This is a genomic window from Pseudomonas sp. P7759 (genome assembly GCF_013386445.1).
Classification (GTDB): domain Bacteria; phylum Pseudomonadota; class Gammaproteobacteria; order Pseudomonadales; family Pseudomonadaceae; genus Aquipseudomonas; species Aquipseudomonas azotoformans_A.
Window position 1 is genome coordinate 1 of sequence record NZ_JACART010000074.1, and the last position, 19,296, is coordinate 19,296.

The 19,296-nt window shown below is 63.8% G+C and carries 18 protein-coding genes and 1 pseudogene; 16 read left to right on the top strand and 3 right to left on the bottom strand.

All coding sequences use genetic code 11. From position 1 onward, the window contains the following. Positions 1-181: 181 nt before the first annotated feature. The 4 genes and pseudogenes from HX823_RS30300 (at position 182) to fecE (ending at position 3,781) form a co-directional block, all read left to right on the top strand. A pseudogene (locus HX823_RS30300) lies at positions 182-1,028 on the top strand (Fe(3+) dicitrate ABC transporter substrate-binding protein). Positions 1,029-1,030: 2 nt separating this feature from the next. Continuing rightward, complete coding sequence (fecC, locus tag HX823_RS30305; protein ID WP_033901709.1) at positions 1,031-2,020, top strand: iron-dicitrate ABC transporter permease FecC; 990 nt, start codon at positions 1,031-1,033, stop codon at positions 2,018-2,020. Continuing rightward, a complete protein-coding gene (locus HX823_RS30310; protein WP_177078282.1) occupies positions 2,017-2,985 on the top strand; it encodes an iron chelate uptake ABC transporter family permease subunit in 969 nt (322 codons plus the stop codon). The genes fecC and HX823_RS30310 overlap by 4 nt, the downstream gene beginning before the upstream one ends. 4 nt (positions 2,986-2,989) lie before the next feature. Next, positions 2,990-3,781, top strand: coding sequence for a Fe(3+) dicitrate ABC transporter ATP-binding protein FecE (gene fecE, locus HX823_RS30315; RefSeq protein WP_177078284.1), 792 nt, complete (start codon positions 2,990-2,992; stop codon positions 3,779-3,781). Between the two features lie 20 nt (positions 3,782-3,801). Here fecE and HX823_RS30320 read toward each other — a convergent pair whose 3' ends face one another. The 3 genes from HX823_RS30320 to HX823_RS30330 are packed head-to-tail and all read right to left on the bottom strand — an operon-like array spanning position 3,802 to position 8,245. Beyond that, positions 3,802-4,725 carry a sulfonate ABC transporter substrate-binding protein gene (locus tag HX823_RS30320; protein WP_177078286.1) on the bottom strand — a complete coding sequence of 308 codons (924 nt, stop codon included), beginning with the start codon at positions 4,723-4,725 and terminating at the stop codon, positions 3,802-3,804. Then, entirely contained in the window at positions 4,722-6,053 is a 1,332-nt protein-coding gene (locus HX823_RS30325) for an LLM class flavin-dependent oxidoreductase (RefSeq protein WP_177078289.1), read from the bottom strand. Before HX823_RS30325 ends, HX823_RS30320 begins: the two co-directional genes overlap by 4 nt. Positions 6,054-6,055: 2 nt before the next feature. Continuing rightward, on the bottom strand, positions 6,056-8,245 hold the full coding sequence (locus HX823_RS30330; protein ID WP_177078291.1) for a TonB-dependent receptor: 2,190 nt from the start codon (positions 8,243-8,245) through the stop codon (positions 6,056-6,058). 208 nt (positions 8,246-8,453) lie between these two features. Here HX823_RS30330 and HX823_RS30335 point away from each other — a divergent pair, with 208 nt between their 5' ends. From HX823_RS30335 to gspD, 12 genes are all read left to right on the top strand, one after another. Then, positions 8,454-9,494 (top strand): LacI family DNA-binding transcriptional regulator, encoded by a 1,041-nt coding sequence (locus tag HX823_RS30335; RefSeq protein ID WP_177078293.1) that lies wholly within the window; start codon positions 8,454-8,456, stop codon positions 9,492-9,494. Between the two features lie 252 nt (positions 9,495-9,746). After that, positions 9,747-11,408: a type II secretion system ATPase GspE gene (gene gspE, locus HX823_RS30340; protein ID WP_177078311.1), complete on the top strand. Its 1,662-nt coding sequence runs from the start codon at positions 9,747-9,749 to the stop codon at positions 11,406-11,408. Next, complete coding sequence (gene gspF / locus HX823_RS30345) at positions 11,405-12,601, top strand: type II secretion system inner membrane protein GspF (RefSeq protein ID WP_177078295.1); 1,197 nt, start codon at positions 11,405-11,407, stop codon at positions 12,599-12,601. Before gspE ends, gspF begins: the two co-directional genes overlap by 4 nt. A gap of 13 nt (positions 12,602-12,614) precedes the next feature. Beyond that, complete coding sequence (locus HX823_RS30350; RefSeq protein ID WP_016978124.1) at positions 12,615-13,004, top strand: type II secretion system protein GspG; 390 nt, start codon at positions 12,615-12,617, stop codon at positions 13,002-13,004. A gap of 7 nt (positions 13,005-13,011) precedes the next feature. Then, positions 13,012-13,437, top strand: a complete 426-nt coding sequence (locus HX823_RS30355; RefSeq protein ID WP_177078297.1) for a GspH/FimT family pseudopilin — start codon at positions 13,012-13,014, stop codon at positions 13,435-13,437. Beyond that, positions 13,434-13,766 carry a type II secretion system protein gene (locus HX823_RS30360; RefSeq protein WP_177078299.1) on the top strand — a complete coding sequence of 111 codons (333 nt, stop codon included), beginning with the start codon at positions 13,434-13,436 and terminating at the stop codon, positions 13,764-13,766. The genes HX823_RS30355 and HX823_RS30360 overlap by 4 nt, the downstream gene beginning before the upstream one ends. Beyond that, positions 13,763-14,332, top strand: coding sequence for a prepilin-type N-terminal cleavage/methylation domain-containing protein (locus HX823_RS30365; protein WP_038845696.1), 570 nt, complete (start codon positions 13,763-13,765; stop codon positions 14,330-14,332). The genes HX823_RS30360 and HX823_RS30365 overlap by 4 nt, the downstream gene beginning before the upstream one ends. Then, positions 14,329-15,030 carry a general secretion pathway protein GspK gene (locus HX823_RS30370; protein ID WP_177078301.1) on the top strand — a complete coding sequence of 234 codons (702 nt, stop codon included), beginning with the start codon at positions 14,329-14,331 and terminating at the stop codon, positions 15,028-15,030. Before HX823_RS30365 ends, HX823_RS30370 begins: the two co-directional genes overlap by 4 nt. Then, the gene (locus tag HX823_RS30375; RefSeq protein WP_177078303.1) at positions 15,027-16,019 is read left to right on the top strand and encodes a PilN domain-containing protein; all 993 of its coding nucleotides are present in this window, start codon (positions 15,027-15,029) and stop codon (positions 16,017-16,019) included. The genes HX823_RS30370 and HX823_RS30375 overlap by 4 nt, the downstream gene beginning before the upstream one ends. Then, positions 15,994-16,596: a type II secretion system protein GspM gene (gene gspM, locus HX823_RS30380; protein ID WP_177078305.1), complete on the top strand. Its 603-nt coding sequence runs from the start codon at positions 15,994-15,996 to the stop codon at positions 16,594-16,596. Before HX823_RS30375 ends, gspM begins: the two co-directional genes overlap by 26 nt. Beyond that, positions 16,593-17,111, top strand: a complete 519-nt coding sequence (locus tag HX823_RS30385; RefSeq protein ID WP_177078307.1) for a general secretion pathway protein GspN — start codon at positions 16,593-16,595, stop codon at positions 17,109-17,111. Before gspM ends, HX823_RS30385 begins: the two co-directional genes overlap by 4 nt. 5 nt (positions 17,112-17,116) lie before the next feature. After that, positions 17,117-19,228 carry a type II secretion system secretin GspD gene (gene gspD / locus HX823_RS30390; protein ID WP_177078309.1) on the top strand — a complete coding sequence of 704 codons (2,112 nt, stop codon included), beginning with the start codon at positions 17,117-17,119 and terminating at the stop codon, positions 19,226-19,228. Positions 19,229-19,296 lie beyond the last annotated feature (68 nt).

The window sequence follows — 19,296 nt, forward strand, 5'->3', positions numbered from 1 at the left end:
CCCGCTCACCACAACAAGCCAGCCACCACAACACGCCAGCATCCACAGCAATCCCGTGTCCACAGGGGCGGGCAGGGTATAAATGAGAATGTTTTTTGATCACGCCGCCCCAATATGGAATAGTACCCGCCGTTTTCCCCAGCCTGTCTAGCCGGGGTGTTTTAACGCCGAGGTCCTTGTCATGCGAATGCTGCGCTCCATCCCCACCCTTGCCGCCTGCGTCCTGGCGTTGTCTTCAAGCCTGCTGAGCGCCGCCCCCATCGACCTCAACGACGGCCAGCACGCCGTGCATCTGCCCGATGCGCCCAAGCGTGTGGTGGTGCTGGAATTCTCCTTTCTCGACAGCCTGGCCGCCGTTGACGTAACGCCCGTCGGCGCCGCCGATGATGGCGATGCCAACCGCGTGTTGCCCCGTGTGCGCCAGGCCATCGGCCAGTGGAAGTCCGTGGGCCTGCGCTCGCAGCCGAGCATCGAGGAAATCGCCCGGCTCAAGCCCGACCTGATCGTCGCCGACCTCAACCGTCACCAGGCGTTGTACAACGACCTGGCGAGCATCGCGCCGACCCTGTTGCTGCCGTCGCGCGGCGAGGATTACCAGGGCAGCCTGAAATCCGCCGAACTGATCGGCAAGGCACTGGGCAAGAGCGAACAGATGGAAGCGCGAATCCAGAAGAACCGCGAGAACCTCAAGGCCATCGCGCAACAGATCCCGGCCGGCGCCAGCGTGTTGTTTGGTGTCGCCCGTGAAGACAGCTTCTCCGTGCACGGCCCGGACTCCTACGCCGGCAGCGTGTTGCAAGCCATCGGCTTGAAAGTGCCCTCGGTGCGCGCCAACGCTGCGCCCACCGAGTTTGTCAGCCTGGAGCAAGCAGCCGCTGTGGCAAGTGCTGGGCGCGGTACGTAATAAACAGGTTGCGCAAGTGGACGGCGACAGCTGGGCGCGCAATCGCGGTGTGCTGGCCTCGGAACAGATCGCCGAAGACGCGCTGGCGATCCTCAAGGGCGGTAAAGCCGTACTGAGCCAATAAGCATGGGGCGAAGTCTCGCGGCGGCCGGCATTGTGCTGCTGGGCGCCGGGTTGTTCTGGTTGTCGCTGTACAGCTGGTCGCCGTTCACGATCACGGCGACGGATGCGTGGAATGGCCTGGTTCACCAGGGTAGCGTGGGCGGCAATATGGCCTACATCGTCGCGCAGTTGCGCGTGCCACGGGCGCTGTGTGCCGCGTTGGTCGGCGCCTGCCTGGGCTTGGCCGGTGCGTTGATGCAGGGCATTACCCGCAACCGCCTGGCCTCGCCGTCCTTGTTTGGTGTGACAGCCGGGGCGGCGCTGGGCTTGGCGCTGTTTTCCACCGGGTTGGTCGCGCCGCCGTTTGCCGGTGGTGCGTTGTTGATGACGTGCCTGGGCGGCGCGTTGGCCTGGGTCACGGTATTCAGCCTCGGCGGCGCCTGGTCACCGACCACAGCTCAGGGGCGACTGGTACTGGCCGGTGTGGCCGTGGCGGCGTTGTGCGCGGCATTGACCCGACTCACGGTGATCCTGGTCGAGGCCCAGGCGCAAAGCGTGCTCAATTGGCTGGCCGGTTCTCTGGCCAATGTCGGCGCCGCGCAGGTGCAACTGCTGTGGCCGTGCACCTTGATCGGCGGCCTGTGGGCGCTGTGGTGCGCGCCGCGCCTGAACCTGATCAACCTTGGCGAAGACGCCGCGCGCTCCCTGGGCGTGGGCATTGCCAGCCTGCGCTTGCAGGTGTTCATCGCCAGCCTGTTGCTGGTCGGCGCGAGCGTCTGCGCGGTGGGGCCGATCGGGTTTGTCGGGCTGATCGCGCCGAATATCCTTCGCCAGTTCCTCGGGAATGACTACCGCTGGCTGATCCCGCTGAGCGCCGCGTTGGGTGCGGTGATCGTGCTGGGCGCCGACCTGCTCAGCCGCGCCGTGGCGTTTCCGGTGGAGACCCCGGCGGGTGTGGTCACCGCGCTGATCGGCGCGCCATTTTTCCTCTTTCTTGCCAGGCGCGCCCTATGACCCGGCCACCCTTGCGCCTATGGCTGCTGCTCGGCTTGTTGCTGCTGGCGACGTTGATCAGCCTCAGTGCCGGCACCGTGTGGCTCACGCCTGACACCGTGCTGGAGCGCCTGCTGGCCCACGACGCCCTCGACTTCGAAGTCTGGAACCACCGCCTGCCACGCAGCTTGATCGCGACCCTTGCCGGTGCAGCCTTCGGCCTGGCCGGGGCGATTGTGCAGGGTGTGATCCGCAACCCGCTGGCCTCGCCGGAAATCCTCGGTGTGACCCAAGGCGCCGGGCTGGCGCTGACCGTGGCGATCATCAGTTGGCCGCATTTGCCGATTGCGTGGCTGCCGCTGGTAGCTTGCTTGGGTGGGGCGGGCGGCGCGTTGCTGCTGGCGCTGTACAACACCGGGGTGAGTTTTTCCGGGGTGCGGTTTGCCCTGTCCGGGGTGGCGATTGCGGTGACTTTGTCCAGTGTTACCGAGTTTCTCATCCTGTCCCATCCGCTGGATATCAACACCGCGTTGCTCGCCCTCACCGGTAGCCTGTGGAGCCGCAATTGGCACCATGTGGCACTGGTGTTGCCGTTCCTGGTGCTGATCCCGTTGGGGCTGTGCCTGGCCAAGCCGCTGAACCTGATCGCCCTCGGCGATGAAGCCGCCCACAGCCTTGGCACGCCACTCAGTCGCACACGCTGGTTGGCGATGGCCTGCGCGGTGCTGCTGACCAGCCTGGGCGTAGGTGTGATCGGGCCGATCGGTTTTATCGGCCTGGTCGCGCCGCACATGGCGCGGCGCTTGGTGGGGGGGCATCACCAATACCTGCTGCCGGCGGCGATGCTGATCGGTGCGTTGCTGCTGGTGCTGGCCGACACGTTGGGGCGCACGTTGATCGCGCCCAGCGAAATCCCCGCCGGGGTGCTCACGGCGGTGATTGGCGCACCGTATTTTCTTTGGTTGCTGGCACGGTTCAAGGGCTGATCACATGAGTATTCTTCACGCACGCGAGCTGGATATCGGCTACGGCACCACGCGCATCGTGCAAGGCCTGTCCTTTGCGCCGCCGACCGGAAAGGTCACCGCCTTGATCGGTCCCAATGGCTGCGGCAAGTCGACCCTGCTCAAGGCCTTCGCGCGCATCCTCAAGCCGACCCAGGGCGAACTGACCCTGGATGGCCAGGCCTACGCCAGCCTGTCTGCCCGCGAGTTGGCGCGGCAGATCGCGTTCCTGCCGCAGGTGCTGCCGGTGCCCGAGGGCGTCAGCGTGCGCCAGTTGGTCGCCTATGGCCGCAGCCCGCATAACTCGCTGTGGGGGCGTTTAAGCGGCAGTGATCAAACTCACGTGACCCAAGCCATGCAGCGTCTGGAACTGGACGTGTTGGCTGATCGCGCTCTGGCCGATCTGTCCGGCGGCCAGCGTCAACGCGCCTGGCTGGCGATGGTGTTGGCGCAGAATGCGCCGGTGGTGTTACTGGATGAACCCACCACCTACCTCGACATCAGCCATCAAGTCGAACTCATGGACTTGATGGGCGAACTGGCCGCTGAAGGCAAGACCGTGATCACGGTGCTGCACGACATCAACCAGGCTTGTCGGTATGCCGACCATTTGGCGGTGATGCACGGCGGCCAGTTGGTGGCGGATGGTGCGCCGGGGGCGGTGATCAGTGCCGAGTTGATGCGCCAGGTGTTTGATGTGCAGGTGCAGATCATCAATGAACCGGTGTCCGGCACACCGATGTGCGTGGTGGAAAAAAGCATCCGCCCTCAAGCCTGACGCGGGTCAAATGTGGGAGTTCAGTTGATTTCCAGGGCTTTCTTCACGTCGATTGCCTTGGGCAACAGGCGGTTCTGATAAAACAGATCCGCCGTCGCCTGCTGCGCCGCGATGATCGTGTCGTCAATCGGCAAGATCGGCGAAGGAGGGCGGTTATCCATGTAACGCGCAATCACCTCCGCCGGCAGTCCCATAAAGCCGGTCAGCACCTTCAAACTGTCTTCACGCTGGCTGCGGGTGAGCGCTTCGGCAGCGCTGAGTTCATCGAGCAGGTCATGCACAAACAGCCCGTTGGCCTTCGCATAGTCGCGCCGCGCGGTATACACCGGCCCCGATAATCCGAGGCCTTCACCATTGGCCAGCACATGGCTGGGGCTCTGGCTCAATGCCAAGGATGAATAGGGCTCCCAAATGGCCCAGGCATCCACGCTGCCTTGTTCGAACGCGGCGCGCGCGTCGGCAGGTGGCAGGTACACCGGCTGGATGTCCTTGTAGCTCAGCCCGGTCTTGTTCAGGGCGCGCAGGATCAGATTGTGGGAGCTGGAACCCTTCTGGAAGGCGACTTTCTTGCCCTTCAGGTCCGCGACTGAATGCAATGGGCTATCGTTGCGCACCAGGATGGTTTCGGCGCTGGGCTTGGGCGGTTCAGCGCCGATGTAGACCAGGTCCGCCCCCGCCGCCTGGGCGAACAGTGGCGGGATGTCGCCGGTCGAGCCCACGTCCAGTGCGCCAACGTTCAGTGCTTCCAGCATCTGCGGGCCGGCGGGGAATTCGATCCACTTCACGGCGGTCTGCGGGAAGCGTTTTTCCAGCAGGCCATGTTCCTTGGCGAGTACCAGGGCGATGGAGCCTTTCTGGTAGCCGATGCGCAAGGTGGTGGGGTCGGCCGCCAGTGCGGTTTGAGTGACGGCCAGCAGGGCGAGTAACAGCGCCGGAATCTTCATGCATCATCCTTTTTGAAGCGGTTTTCGGGGCGTGCCAAACCAAGGTTTTCACGCAAAGTAGTGCCGCTGTATTCGGTACGGAACAGGCCGCGCCGTTGCAGCTCCGGCACCACCCCTTGGGCGAAATCCTCCAGCCCGCCCGGCAGGTGCGGCACCAGGATGTTGAAACCATCGGCGGCGCCGTTTTCGAACCAGCGTTGCAACTCATCGGCGATCTGCGCGGGCGTGCCGATCAGGCTGTAATGCCCGCGCCCGCCGGCAATCCGTCGGCCCAACTGGGCGAGGGTCAGGTGTTCGCGGTGGGCCAGGTCACTCAGCAATTGCTGACGGCTGCGTTGCCCGCTGTCGGTCAGCGGCAACTCCGGCAACGGCCCGTCCAACGGATAGCCGGACAAGTCGAAATTACCCAGCATGCGCCCCAGCAAGGCGACGCCCACTTGCGGCTCGACCAGGTCCTGGAACGCCTCGAATTTCGCCAGGGCTTCGGCCTCGGTCTGGCCGACCACTACGAACACCCCCGGCATGATTTTCAGCGAATCCGGCTCACGCCCGTATCTTTCAAGGCGCCCCTTGAGATCCGCATAAAACGCCTGGGCGTTCTCCAGCGACGTTTGCGCGGTAAACACCACCTCGGCGGTTTGCGCGGCCAGTTCACGGCCGGTTTCCGATGAGCCCGCCTGCACGATCACCGGCTGGCCCTGCGGCGAGCGCGCCACGTTCAGCGGGCCTTTGACGCGAAAGTGTTCGCCGACATGGTCCAGCACATGCCGTTTCGCCGGGTCGTAGTAGGTGCCGCTGGCCTTGTTTCGCACGAAGGCATCGTCTTCCCAGCTGTCCCACAACCCGGTCACGACCTGATGAAACTCCCTGGCGCGGCTGTAGCGCTCAGCATGGCCGAGGTGTTCATCGCGGCCGAAATTCTGCGCTTCAGCGGCGGCATCCGAGGTGACCAGGTTCCAACCGGCACGGCCGCCGGACAGGTGATCCAGCGAGGCGAATTTGCGCGCCACGTGGTAGGGCTCGTTATAGGTGGTGGTCGCCGTGGCGATCAGGCCGATGTGGTCCGTCACCGCACTCAGCGCCGAGAGCAAGGTCAGTGGTTCGAAGTGATCCGAACGCGCCATATGGCTGGCGATTTCACCCGTGGCTGCCGCAATGCTATCGGCCACGAACAGCGCATCGAACCTGGCCGCTTCAGCCACCCGCGCCAGGTGCTTGTACTGGGCAAAATCCAGCCCGGCATTGGCCGGCACGTCCGGGTGGCGCCAGGCGGCGACGTGGTGCCCGGTGGCCATGAGAAAGGCGCCGAGTTTGAGTTGACGGCTCATGCTTAGAAATCCTTGCGCAGTTGCACGCCGAAGTAACGTTCGTCGTCACGGGGCACGGCGCGGTAGATGTAGTTGCCGCCGCTGGCCAGCAGCGGTGAGTAGGATTTGTCGGCGAGGTTCTTCGCCAAGAATGCGACGCGCCAGCCATTGCTGTAGTCGGCCAGGGCCACGCTGGCGTTCCAGATGCCGTAGGCACCTTGTTTGGTGTCAAGGTTCTGGCTGATGTCGTACTGCACTTCGCTCTGCCAGCTGTAGTCGGTGCCCAGTTCGATGTCCAGGCCGTTATCCAGCGGGATGCTGTAGTCGGCGCGCACGTAGCTTTTCCAGTCCGGGCTGAAGGGCAGCGGCTTGCCATTCACGTTGCAGGTCGCGGCGGCACCGGCCGGGCAGGCGAATTCGTCGATGCGCGCGCGGGTGTAGGCCAGGGCACCGGACAGCTTGAGTTGCTGGGTGGCCTGCAAGGCGTAATCCAGCTCGACGCCTTCGGTGCTGACGCTGCCAGCGTTGATCAGGCGCGTCACCACTTGCCCGGCGACCGTGTCGAAAAAGTTGGCCTGGTAGTTGTCATAGTCGCTGTGGAACACCGCCAGGTTGGTGGTCAGGCGGTTGTTCCAGGCGGTGGCCTTGATCCCGGCTTCCCAGGTGTTGGAGGTTTCCGGCTTGAGCGCGTCGGTGTCACGCGGTTGCATATTGAAGAACACGTTGTACGCCGGGCCTTTGTAGCCGCGCGAATAGGTGAGGTAGCTGGTGACGCTGTCGCTGATGTCGTACTGCACACCCAGGCGCCCGGACCAACCGTCTTCGTCCACCGACCCGGAACTGGACGTGGCCGGCTGAATCCCGCTGACCGTGGTGGCCGAAGTGGAGACACGGCGGTGATCGTACTTCAGGTCATCGTGGGTGTAGCGCAGGCCGGCGATGCCACGAAAGCGCGAGGTGAAGTTCAGCGTGGTCTCGCCGAACACCGCGTAGCTGTCGTTGGTGGTGCTGTAGTCGGCGATGCCACGGTCGGTGCGCGTGGTGGTGGTGAGGGTGCGCTGGTAGGTTTCTTCATCCTTGCCATGCATGTAGAACAGGCCGCCGACATACTCCAGGAACTCACCTTTGGGCGAGGCCAGGCGCAGTTCCTGGGAGTACTGGTTGAACTCCAACTGGCCTTTGTCGGCGGTACCGGGAAACGCGGCGGTCACCGTGCCAAGGCGGTCGCCGTCCTGGTATTGGGTGTTGTCCCAGCCGCGCCAGGCGGTGATCGAGGTCAGGGTGTAGTCGCCGAGGTTCCAGTCCAGCTGGGCGGACAAGCCTTTGTTGGTGTCTTGCACGTGGCTGCGGGTGTCGGTGTTGATGTCGCGGTTGTCGCTGGAGGCCCGCACCGGGCTCAATGCGTTGGCGAACGCCGGGGTCAGGGACTTGCTGACCACGCCATTCGGCGCGTCGTCGTGGGACTGCATGTAGTCGGCGATCAGGGTCAGTTTCAGGTCGTCGTTGGGGGTGAATTCCAACTTGCCGCGAATGCCCTTGTGGTTGTAACCGTTGACCTCCTGGCCATTGTGCTGGTTGTCGACATTGCCGTCGTAGCTGCCGAACAGCGTACTGATCGAACCCTTGAGCACATCCGGCACCAGGCTGCCGCCGATGCCGAACCGGGTGCGGCTTTCGTTGCCGCTGTAGAAGGATTGGTCGATATAGCCGTGGGTTTCAGCAGTGGGCGCCTTGCTGGTGATGTTCAGCACGCCGGCCGAGGCGTTCTTGCCGAACAGCGTACCTTGGGGGCCGCGCAGTACCTCGATGCGTTCCAGGTCGAGCAGGTCGAGGGTGGCTTGGCCGGGGCGGGCATAGACCACACCGTCGATCACCGTGGCCACCGTCGGCTCGACGCCGGGGGAGGTGGAAATGGTGCCCACGCCGCGCACGAACAACGAGGTGTCCTTGTTCGAGGCGCCGGTGCGGAAGTTCAGCGACGGCACCTGCTGCGCGATGCTCGCCACGCCGTTGCGGTTGTCGCGCTCCAGCTGTTCGCCATCGAGGACCGAGACGGCCACCGGGACTTTTTGCAGCGATTCTTCACGGCGCGTGGCGGTGACGGTCACGGATTTCAGTGTCGGCTCCTGCGCATCGGCCGCAAAGGCGCCGGGGGCGGGCAGGGCGGTCAACCCGGCCAGGATCAGGAAAGTGTTGCGTTGGAAGTTGTGCATGCTGTGCCCGCTCGAAAAGAATGCCCTGAACCGCTGCGGTTCTTGCGACCGTCAGCGCCTGTGAAATGTCTTGGGCATTCGCTCGAGCGAGTAGCAGACAACGCGCCTTGTTAGCGCTAACATCGGCATTATTGGTAGGTCTGGTTTAGAACGTCAAATACTGAAAAATTAGTCCTATATTCTTTTTGGTTTTTAATAGGATCATCCCGTGAGCGAAGACAAACCGCGCAAACGCCGTGGCGCCGGGCGTGTCACCTTGAACACCGTGGCCCGCCAGGCCGGCGTGTCGGCAATTACCGTGTCGCGTTACTTCAACCAGCCGGAGCAGGTGTCGCCCGAGCGCCGCGAGCGCATCGCCGAGGTGGTGGCCGAGCTGGGTTATGTGCCCAACCTGGTGGCCGGCGGGCTGGCCTCGGCACGTGGGCGCATCGTGGCGATGGTGATCCCGAACATCTCGGGGCCGATCTTTGCCAATACCCTCCAGGGCTTCAGCGATACCCTCAGCCGGCATGGCTATCAACTGTTGCTGGCGTCCAGTTACTTCAGCGCCGAGCAGGAAGAGAGCGCAGTGCGTGCGTTCCTTGGCTGGTCGCCAGCGGCGCTGGTATTGACCAGCCGCTTCCACAGCGCGGCGACTGAAAAGATGATCGCCGACGTGGATATCCCGGTGGTAGAAACCTGGGACTACGTGCCCGAACGCGCACCGTTGCAAATCGGGTTTTCCCACTTCGAAGTGGGCGTCACCGCCGCGCGTTACCTGCATGGTCAAGGCTATCGGCGCATGGCGTTCGTGCAGAACAGTGCAGCCGGGGATTTCAGCGCCATGGAGCGGGGTGAGGGTTTCGCCGCGACCTTGATCGCGTTGGGTGTGCAGCCCTGGGTCTTCGCTCCCGACGCGGATCGCGCACCCTTCGAAGCGGGCAAACAGGCCATGGAAGCATTGATGAGCCATGCTACGCCGCCAGATGCGATCTTCTTCGCCAATGACAACCTGGCGGCCGGTGGTTTGCTGGCTGGGCAGCGGGCCGGACTGAAGATTCCTGAGGCGTGCGCGGTGCTCGGTTTCGGCGATTACCCGTTCGCCGAAATGCTGCTGCCGAGCCTGAGCACGATCAAACCGCCCGCATTGGAAATAGGTGTATTGGCCGCCACGCGTGTGCTTGAAAGTTTGGGGGTGCTGCCTGTAGAAGATGAAGTAACGCGTTTGAATTTATTGGAGTGCCGTTTGATTGCGCGTGAAAGCGCCTAAGTGGCTAATTGCAACTAGTGGAGTGATGGCTATTGGCTGCCAAGGCTCTGGCGTAAGGGTCTTGGTGATTATGTTTATTTTATTCCCCTCCTTCCGGAACTAGGTCTATAACTTCCAGTCGATAACCCCGGCTTACTCTATACAGAGTTATGGCTAACTAATGGCATGTTTCCGTAGTTTCAAATAGCCATACTTTCTCGCAACACTAGATACCTGAACATTATGTCGTCAGCGCCTATCGATGCCTGCCAGATGCAGATCCCGCACCCCGAACAGGTGTGCGCGTGGCTGATGCAGCATGCCGGGCTGAAAACGGTGGACCTGGAGCGCGCTCGACGCCTGTCCACGGACGACCTGCTGAGCCTGCTGACGCGCCTGGGCCTGGTCTCCGAAGTTGAACTGGCGCGTGCCTGGGCGGCGTTGCTCGGTGCGCCGCTGTTGCTGGCCGACGCGGCGCCGCCGTTGCTCGATCCCTTGCCTGCACTGACCGAACGCTTCATGCGTCACTATCAAGTGGTGCCCATGGGTTGGCACCACAACGGCTTGCGGGTGCTGGCGGCCAACCCGGCGCAACGGTATCCGTTCCAGGCCCTGGCCTATGCGTGCCAGGTGCCGGTGTGGCTGGCCATCGGCCCGCGCAACGAAGTCGACACCCTGATCGAGCGCTACTACGGCCAGGGCCGTTCGGCGATGGGCACGCTGATCGAGAACCTCGATGAGCAGGGCGGCACCCAGGAAGATATCGAACACCTCAAGGACATGGCCTCCGAAGCGCCTGTGATCCGCCTGGTCAACCTGATCCTGCAGCGCGCCGTGGAACAGCGCGCCTCGGATATCCATATCGAACCCTTCGAAAACCAGCTCAAGGTGCGCTACCGCATCGACGGCGTATTGCACGATGCCGAAGCGCCGCCGGCCAGTTCGTCGGCGGCGGTGATTTCGCGGGTGAAGATCATGGCGCGGCTGGACATCGCCGAACGTCGGCTGCCCCAGGACGGGCGCATCATGCTGCGCATCCAGGGCAAGGAACTCGACCTTCGCGTATCCACGGTGCCCACCAGTTTCGGCGAGTCGGTGGTGCTGCGCCTGCTGGACCGGCAAACCGTGCAGTTCGACTTCCCGAGCCTGGGCTTCGACGGCCAGCGCCTGGCCACTTTCCTCGACCTGCTGGAGCGGCCCCACGGCATTCTGCTGGTCACCGGGCCCACCGGTTCCGGCAAGACCACCACGCTCTACACCGCGCTGTCGCGGCTCAACACCGCCGAGCGCAAGATCATCACCGTGGAAGACCCGGTGGAGTACCAGCTCGAAGGCATCAACCAGATCCAGGTCAAGCCCGCCATCGGCCTGGACTTCGCCGGGGCGCTGCGCTCCATCGTGCGCCAGGACCCGGACGTGATCATGATCGGCGAGATCCGCGACCTGGAAACCTGCCGCATCGCCATTCAATCGTCGCTGACCGGGCACCTGGTGCTTTCCACCTTGCACACCAACAGCGCCGCGGCGAGTATCACGCGGCTGCTGGACATGGGGGTGGAAAGCTACCTGATCGCCTCGACCGTCAGCGGCATCCTCGCCCAGCGCCTGGTGCGGCGCCTGGACCCGGCCACGCGTGTGGCCTTTGCAGCGCCGCCAGAACTGATCGCAGAACATGGGCTGGATCGCCTGACCGAACAACGGCCGATCCTGCTCTATCGCGGTGACTATCACGGCCGCAGTGCCCTGACCGAGCTGCTGGTGATGAACGACGAACTGCGCAGTCTGTTGATGCGTCACGCCGATGCCGCCACCTTGGAGCAGGCGGCTCGCCGCGCCGGTTTGCGCACCCTGTATGAAGAGGGACTGCGCCAAGCGCTGGCGGGTATTACCTCGTTGGAAGAAGTGCTGCGCGTTACCCGTGGGGACGGCGTGTGAGCCTGTTCAAGTTCCGTGCCCTGGACAGCCACGGTGTGCCGCACAACGGTACGCTGCAAGCCAAGGATCAAGTCGCCGCCGTCGCGGCCCTGCACAAGCGCGGCTTGTTGCTGTTGCAGATTGAAGCGGCCGGCACTTCCTTGCTGCGCAACCCGCGCGGGCAGTTGAAGGGCGCGGCGTTGGTGAGTTTTACCCAGCAACTGGCCACGTTGCTGGGTGCCGGTCAGCCTCTTGAGCGTTCCCTTGGGCTGCTGCTCAAGCAACCCGGCCAACCCCAGGTGCGCGCACTGATCGAACGCATCCGCGATCACGTCAAGGCGGGTAAACCCCTGTCCGCCGCATTGGAACAAGAGGGCGGCAGCTTCTCACCGTTGTACCTGAGCATGGTGCGTGCGGGTGAAGCGGGTGGCGCGCTGGAAAGTACCCTGCGTCAGCTCAGCGACTACCTGGAGCGCAGTGAGCGGCTGCGCGGCGAGGTGATCAATGCGCTGATTTATCCGGCCTTCCTGGTGGTGGGCGTGCTCGGTTCCCTGGCGTTATTGCTGGCGTATGTGGTGCCGCAATTCGTGCCGATCTTCCAGGACCTGGGCGTGCCGATTCCGTTGATCACCGAAGTGATTCTGGCCTTGGGTGAGTTCCTCGGCGCCTATGGCCTGGTGGTGTTGGCCGGGCTGATCGTAGGCGGTGGGGGCTGGGCCGTACGTCTGCGCAATCCAGCATTTCGGGAACAATACGATCGACGCCTGCTCGGCATTCGCGTGGTCGGCCCGTTGCTGCAACGGGTCGAGGCGGCACGCCTGACGCGTACCCTCGGCACGCTGCTCAGCAACGGCGTGGCGTTGCTGCACGCCTTGGTAATTGCGCGGCAAGTCTGCACCAACCGCGCGTTGCAGGCTCAGGTGGCGCATGCGGCGGAATCGGTGAAAGGCGGCGGCACCCTCGCCAGCGCGTTTGGCAGCCAGCCGTTGTTGCCCGAACTGGCACTGCAAATGATTGAAGTCGGCGAACAGGCCGGCGAACTCGACCGCATGCTGCTCAAGGTGGCCGACATCTTCGACGTCGAAGCCAAGCGCGGCATCGACCGCCTGCTTGCCGCACTGGTGCCGTCCCTGACCGTGGTCATGGCGGTGCTGGTGGCGGTGATCATGTTGGCGATCATGCTGCCGCTGATGAGCCTGACCAGCAATATATGAAGGAGCTTGATCCATGAGAAAACCCCGCCGCCAAAGCGGTTTCACCCTGTTGGAAATGCTCGCGGTAATTGTGCTGCTGGGCATCGTTGCCACCATTGTCGTGCGCCAGGTCGGCGGCAATGTGGACAAGGGCAAGTACGGCGCGGGCAAGGCGCAACTGGCCAGCCTGAGCATGAAGATCGACAGCTACGCCCTTGACGTCGGCGCGCCACCCACCAGCCTGCAACAGCTGGTGGACAGACCCGGCGGCTATGCCAAACCGTCAGACCTCAAGGACCCGTTCGGGCATGCTTTCGGCTATCGCTTCCCCGGCGAGCACGGCGCCTTCGACCTGATCTTCTACGGCCAGGATGGCCAGCCGGGCGGCGAAGGCTATAGTGCCGACCTGGGCAATTGGGAGTAACGCCGCCATGTTCCAGCGCGGCTTTACCCTGCTGGAGATGCTGGTGGTGATCCTGTTGATCAGTCTCGCCGCCAGCTTGCTGGGGCTGGGCGTACGCCAGGGCCTGCAGGCGGCGAAAGAGCGCCGCGCGGTCGGGCAGATGGTGGAGGCGCTGCGCACCACGCGGGCGGGGGCGATAGTCAGCGGGCAGGCGGCACGGACTTCATTCGATATGCAAGGCCGTACGTTCCAGGCGCCGGGACGTGCGCTGCAACGGTGGCCGTCCGAGCTGCAAGTGACGCTGCACACTGCGGAGCAAGTGGGTCCTGGCGTCGAGTTCTATCCCGACGGCAGCTCCACCGGCGGCAATCTTCTATTGGCCAGTGGCACCCGGCGTTGGCGCATCGATATCGGCTGGCTCACCGGCAGCGTGCAATCCAAGGCGCTGCCATGAAGCGGCAAGGCGGTTTCACGCTGCTGGAAATGCTTGCCGCACTGACGCTGATGGCGGTGTGCAGCACGGTGCTGCTGGTTGCCTTCGGCCAAAGCGCGCGCTCGTTGTCCCAGGTGGCCCACAGTGATCGGCTTACCCATGCGGCGCTGACGATTTTCGATCAGGAGGCAGCAGGGCGATTGAGCAACGGCGTCAGCCAGGGCGAACTGGACGGCATCCGCTGGCAACTGATCAGTACCCGACAACAAACCCATATTTTCCGCCTCGACCTGGTTCTCCGTGAGGGCCCGCACCAGGCCCGTTTCAGCACCTTGAAGGCGCGCCTGTGAAGCGCCGCGAGCAGGGCTTTACCTTGCTGGAAATCCTCGTAGTGCTCAGTTTGTTGGGCGTTTTGCTGGTGCTGGTTGGGGGCGCATTGCTGGGTGCCAATCGTGCCGTATCCAAGGCCCAGGCCTATACCGTGAGCCTGGACGAAGTGCGCGCCGCCCAACAGTTTTTACGCACAGCGATCAGCGAGGCGTTACCGCTGGCGGTGGGCGAGGGCGATGGATTTTTTGTCGGCACGGCGCAGCGGCTGGAGTTTGTCTCGACCTTGCCCGGCGTGCTCGGTGGTGGAATCCACCGGTTCAGCCTGCAACAGGTCGAACAGGCGTTGCAGGTCGGGTTTTCTCAACGTGAACCCCAGGTGTTGCTGAACAACCTTGAGGACGTGCAGTTCAGTTATCGCGGTGTGTCTGCGCTGGGTCAGCCCACCGGTTGGCTCAGTGACTGGCCATGGCCCAGGCGTTTGCCTGCGGCCGTGCGCATCGCCGCCAACGTCGACGGCCCGGTGCCCTGGGTGACCCAGGTGATTGCCCTGCGCTTGAACCTATCCAGTGGGAGCGTGGAAGAGTGAGGCGCCAACGCGGTGCGGCCCTGCTGCTGGTGCTGTGGGGGCTGGCGTTGCTCAGCGTGTTGCTCGGCGGCCTGGCCGGCTGGGTGCAGCTGGAAAGCCGCCAGGCCCTGTGGCTGCGCCAGCACACACAAACCGTGCTGGCCGCCGAAGCCGGTATCGCCCTGGTCATGGCCGACCGTCGCTGGGTGGCCGATGGTCGCGAGATCCCCCTGACGTTTGATGATGCCCAACTGCACGTCAGCCTGCGCAGTGAGCGCAGCAAGCTCTACCTGATCAACGCCGAGGCGCAGGACTTCACCCGCCTGGCCCTGGCCTGCGGCGCCACCCCGGCCCAGGCGACGCAACTGTCCAAGGCTCTCCAAACACGCCGCCAACAAGGCCTGGCGCCGTTCCGGGTGCTGGAAGAAGTGCGCCAACTGCCTGGCATGACCCAAACCCTCTACAGCCAGTTGCTGCCCGAGATCACCTTGTGGAGCGACCTGGATCGCCCCGATCCCGCCTTCGCCAGCCCGCTGATGCGCAAGGCACTTAACCTGCCGCCCCAGAACGCCGAAGGTGCCGATCCGGGCGAAGTACTCGTCGTCGACAGCCGCGCTGAGCGCCCCGGTGGTTATCAGGCGCGGCTGCAAGTCACTGTTTTATTGAGCCCATCGGAGGACAGCGCACAACCCTATCGGGTGTTGCGTTGGCAAGAATGAATCGACTGGAACCCATCGCCCGACACTGGCGCGGTAGCCTGCTGCAACAGGGTTGGCGCTTGTGGCTCGCGGAGTTGCGCGCCTGTGTGCCGAGTTGGCTGGCACGGCCAGAACCGCCGGAGCAGATCCACCACTGGCCGTTGGCGGCGCCGGTTGCGTCGGACAGCACGCGCCAGGTGCTGATGCTTGGCGCGGATGACGTACTGCTGCAACACGTGCAACTGCCTTTGGCCGCCGCGCGTAACCTCAACGCGGTAGTGGGTTATGAGCTGGACCGCTACACCCCGTTCGAGGCCGACCAACTCTACTTCGTCGCACGCCAGGAACGGCGCACGTCCACCCACCTTGAGGTCACACTGGTGGCGATCCTGCGCGAACGCCTGGACCCGATCCTCACCGACTGCGCTGCACTCGGCCTGCACCCCCATCGCGTGGATGCAGCCAACCTCGGCATCGACCTGCTGCCCCCGCCGCTGCGCCCGCGCCAGCGTCTGCCGGGCATGGGTTTGCAACGCAGCCTGCCGTGGTTGTGCGGGGCCTTGCTGATCGCGGCGATGCTGCTGTGGCTCAACGACCGTCAACGTGTCATCGACGCCATGCATGCCAGTGTCCAGCAACAGAAAGACGAGGTCGCCGAGGTGCATGCCCTGCGTCAGCAACTGCTCAATACCCGTGGCGCCGCGCAGTACCTTGCCCGGCGCAAACTGGCGCAACCGCCCCTGGCCGCGTTGCTCAATGACCTGACCACTTGCCTGCCCGCCGACACTTGGCTGGATCAGCTGGACGTAAAAGACGGCGAGATTTCCCTCTCTGGCCAAAGCGCCAAGGCCAGCGCATTGATCACCCGCATCAAAGGCTGCCGCAGCTTGGAGAACGCTCAGTTCGAAGGGGTGATCCAACCCGATGCCCGCACCGGCAAGGACCAGTTTGCCTTGCGCGCCCACCTACGCCAGGAGGCCGCCGATGCGCCGACCCCTCACACCCCGTGAACGCCGCGGTGCTGCCTTGCTGGTGTTGGCGTTGGTGCTCGGCACGGCCTACTGGCTGCTGGTCGACAGCTGGTTCGCCGGCCCGCTGCGCGACATGGGCGAACAGGCCGAACAGTTGCGCGAGCAACAGCAACGCTATGCCAGCGTGTTGCGTCAACGTGATGCGCTGCGCCAACAGCTTGAGCAGGCCCGCCAGGACCCGGCCAGCAGCACCAGCCTGTTGCCGGGGGATGACCCCGACGTGGTGGCCGCCGACCTGATGCAGCGCCTTGCCGACCTGATCAACAGCCACGCCAACCTCGGCGGCGGTTGCAGCCTGACCCAGCGCAAGCCCATCACGCCGGAGCAGGACGACGGCGAGCCGTATCGCCAGGTCAAGGTCAGCCTGACCCTCGACTGCGCCATCGAACCCCTGGAAGCGCTGTTGCATGAGCTGGAGTATCAACCGCCGTTCTTGTTTGTGGATGAACTGCGCATCCGCCGCAGCCAACAGGCGCCGGCCAATGGCGGTGCAGGCAAGCTGGTGGTGCATCTATTGGTACGCGGTTACCTGCAACCGGCGCGGGTGACCCCATGATCAGCAAGTTACGCCCCGTGGAGTGGGGCCTGCTCGGCTTGTCGGGATTGCTGGGCGTGTTGATGGCGGTGATCCTCAGCAGCATCGGTGATGAGCCGCAATGGCTGCCTGACGCGCCCACGCGCGCCCATCCCACCGCCCAGGTGCAGGTCGCGCCGAGCGTCCCGCTGGAACACCTCGCCGCCACGTGGCAGGCGCCGTTGTTCAGCCCGGATCGCAGCCCGGATCGCGTCGTGGGCAAAGCCCAGGTCACCAGTCTGGCCAACCTGACCCTCAGCGGCATCATGATCACCGGCAACCTGCAAATGGCCATGCTCAAGCAGGCCGACGGCCGCGCCCTGACGGTCCGCCTCGGCCAGGCCTTGCCCAACGGCTGGCGCCTGGACCACCTGACCCCGCAATCCGCCCGATTCAGCCTGGACGGCCGCACGCAAACCTTGAGCTTCTACGCCAAGCGCCTGCCGCCGCCGTCCACCCGGCCCCCCATTACTTTGCCCCGCGAGCCTCTCCCTTGATCGACATGCGCACCTCAACGTTTTGCCTGGCGACCGCTCTTGTCCTGAGTGGTTGTGGATCCTTCCCCGACCGCCTCGATCCGGACGACGATCTGCTGCACGAAGCCCTGCAAGGCACCGGCTCGCAACGCCCGCCGACCGAGCAAACCGCGCCGGAAAGCCCACCGCCTGCGGTTAAAACGCCAACGCAGCGCCAACTGATCCGTGGCAACCAGCAGTTCGTGCGCGCGCCGGCAGCGCAGCCGGTGGCCAAAGAGGAGGGCGGCGATATCGTCTTCAACTTCGCCGACCAACCCATCGAGGCAGTGATCAACAGCGTAATGGGCGACCTGCTGCACGAAAACTACAGCATCACCCAGGGCGTAAAAGGCAACGTGAGCTTTTCCACCTCCAAGCCGGTGGACAAACAACAGGCGCTGTCGATCCTCGAAACCCTGCTGTCCTGGACCGACAACGCCATGATCAAACAGGGTGATCGCTACGTGATCCTGCCCGCCAGCCAGGCCGTGGCGGGCAAGCTGGTGCCGCAGATGAGCGTGGCGCAACCGTCCAGTGGCCTGTCGGCGCGGTTGTTTGCGCTGCGCTACATCTCTGCCACCGAGATGCAGAAACTGCTCAAGCCCTTCGCCCGCGAGAATGCGTTCTTGCTGGTGGACCCGGCGCGCAATGTGTTGAGCCTGGCTGGCACTCCGGATGAGCTGGCCAACTACCAGGACACCATCGACACCTTTGATGTGGACTGGCTCAAGGGCATGTCGGTGGGCGTCTTCGGCCTGCAACGGGCTTCCGTGGCCGAGTTGATGCCCCAGCTTCAAAGCCTGTTCGGTCCTGACAGCGGCATGCCCCTGGCCGGCATGCTGCGTTTTTTGCCGATTGAGCGGACCAACTCGGTGGTGGCGATTTCTTCCCAGCCGCAGTACCTCAGCGAAGTGGGCGACTGGATCCGTACCATCGACGAGGGCGGCGGCAACGAGCCGCAGATGTATGTCTACGATGTGCGCAACATGAAGGCCGCCGACCTGGCCAAATACCTGCGGCAGATCTACGGCACCGGCGCGATCAAGGACGACACACCGGCGAAGGTCGCGCCTGGCCTGCGCACGACGACCCTGTCATCACTCAATACCGGCGGGTTGCAGAACAACCCACCTGCCGCCGAAGCGCCGGAGCCGGAAGAGAAGGAAGTCGCCCCCACCAACGCCCTCGAAGCTGGCACCCGCATCACCGCGCAAAAGAGCAGCAACCAGTTGCTGGTGCGCACCCGTCCGGCACAGTGGAAAGAGATCGAAGCGGCGATAAAACGCCTCGACAACCCGCCGCTGCAAGTGCAGATCGAGACGCGGATTCTTGAGGTCAAGCTCACCGGTGAACTGGACCTGGGCGTGCAGTGGTATTTGGGGCGGCTGGCGGGCAACTCCTCCAGCACCACTGTGGCTAATGCCTCCGGCAGCCAGGGCGCGCTGGGCGGTGGTGGGGCGGGGTTGGGGGCGACGGATTCGTTGTTCTACTCGTTTGTCAGTTCGAATTTGCAGGTGGCGTTGCATGCGCTGGAAACCAATGGCCGCACCCAGGTGCTGTCGGCGCCGTCGCTTGTGGTGATGAACAACCAGCCGGCGCAGATTCAGGTGGGGGACAACATTCCGATCAACCAGACCACCGTGAATACCGGGGATGCGGACACCACCTTGAGCAGTGTCGAGTATGTGCAGACCGGGGTGATTCTGGATGTGGTGCCGCGGATCAATCCGGGTGGGTTGGTGTACATGGATATTCAGCAGCAGGTCAGTGATGCCGAGAGTCAGAGTGCCAATAGCGACACGCCGGTGAATCCGCGCATTTCGACGCGCTCGGTGTCGACACAGGTGGCGGTGCAGAGTGGGCAGACGGTGTTGCTGGGGGGGTTGATCAAGCAGGACAACGGGGAGAGTGTGAGTGCGGTGCCGTATCTGGGTCGGGTGCCGGGGTTGCGGTGGTTGTTTGGGAGTACCAGTAAGTCGAAGGATCGGACGGAGTTGATTGTTTTGATTACGCCTAAGGTGATTACCAGTAGTGGGCAGGCGCGGCAGGTGACGGATGATTATCGGCAGCAGATGCAACTGTTGCGGCCTGGTAGATAGGTGTACATATCCGTTATTTAGGTAACGGCCGCCTATGGTTCCGCTCTTACAGCGGGTCACTTTTGGAA

Coding starts and splice junctions, on each gene's coding strand:
- HX823_RS30360 (WP_177078299.1), top strand. CDS start 13,434: ATGAAGCGGCAAGGCGGTTTCACGCTGCTGGAAATGCTTGCCGCACTG.
- HX823_RS30385 (WP_177078307.1), top strand. CDS start 16,593: ATGATCAGCAAGTTACGCCCCGTGGAGTGGGGCCTGCTCGGCTTGTCG.
- HX823_RS30325 (WP_177078289.1), bottom strand. CDS start 6,053: ATGAGCCGTCAACTCAAACTCGGCGCCTTTCTCATGGCCACCGGGCAC.
- HX823_RS30330 (WP_177078291.1), bottom strand. CDS start 8,245: ATGCACAACTTCCAACGCAACACTTTCCTGATCCTGGCCGGGTTGACC.
- fecC (WP_033901709.1), top strand. CDS start 1,031: ATGGGGCGAAGTCTCGCGGCGGCCGGCATTGTGCTGCTGGGCGCCGGG.
- fecE (WP_177078284.1), top strand. CDS start 2,990: ATGAGTATTCTTCACGCACGCGAGCTGGATATCGGCTACGGCACCACG.
- HX823_RS30310 (WP_177078282.1), top strand. CDS start 2,017: ATGACCCGGCCACCCTTGCGCCTATGGCTGCTGCTCGGCTTGTTGCTG.
- gspM (WP_177078305.1), top strand. CDS start 15,994: ATGCGCCGACCCCTCACACCCCGTGAACGCCGCGGTGCTGCCTTGCTG.
- gspE (WP_177078311.1), top strand. CDS start 9,747: ATGCAGATCCCGCACCCCGAACAGGTGTGCGCGTGGCTGATGCAGCAT.
- HX823_RS30375 (WP_177078303.1), top strand. CDS start 15,027: ATGAATCGACTGGAACCCATCGCCCGACACTGGCGCGGTAGCCTGCTG.
- HX823_RS30320 (WP_177078286.1), bottom strand. CDS start 4,725: ATGAAGATTCCGGCGCTGTTACTCGCCCTGCTGGCCGTCACTCAAACC.
- HX823_RS30350 (WP_016978124.1), top strand. CDS start 12,615: ATGAGAAAACCCCGCCGCCAAAGCGGTTTCACCCTGTTGGAAATGCTC.
- HX823_RS30355 (WP_177078297.1), top strand. CDS start 13,012: ATGTTCCAGCGCGGCTTTACCCTGCTGGAGATGCTGGTGGTGATCCTG.
- gspD (WP_177078309.1), top strand. CDS start 17,117: ATGCGCACCTCAACGTTTTGCCTGGCGACCGCTCTTGTCCTGAGTGGT.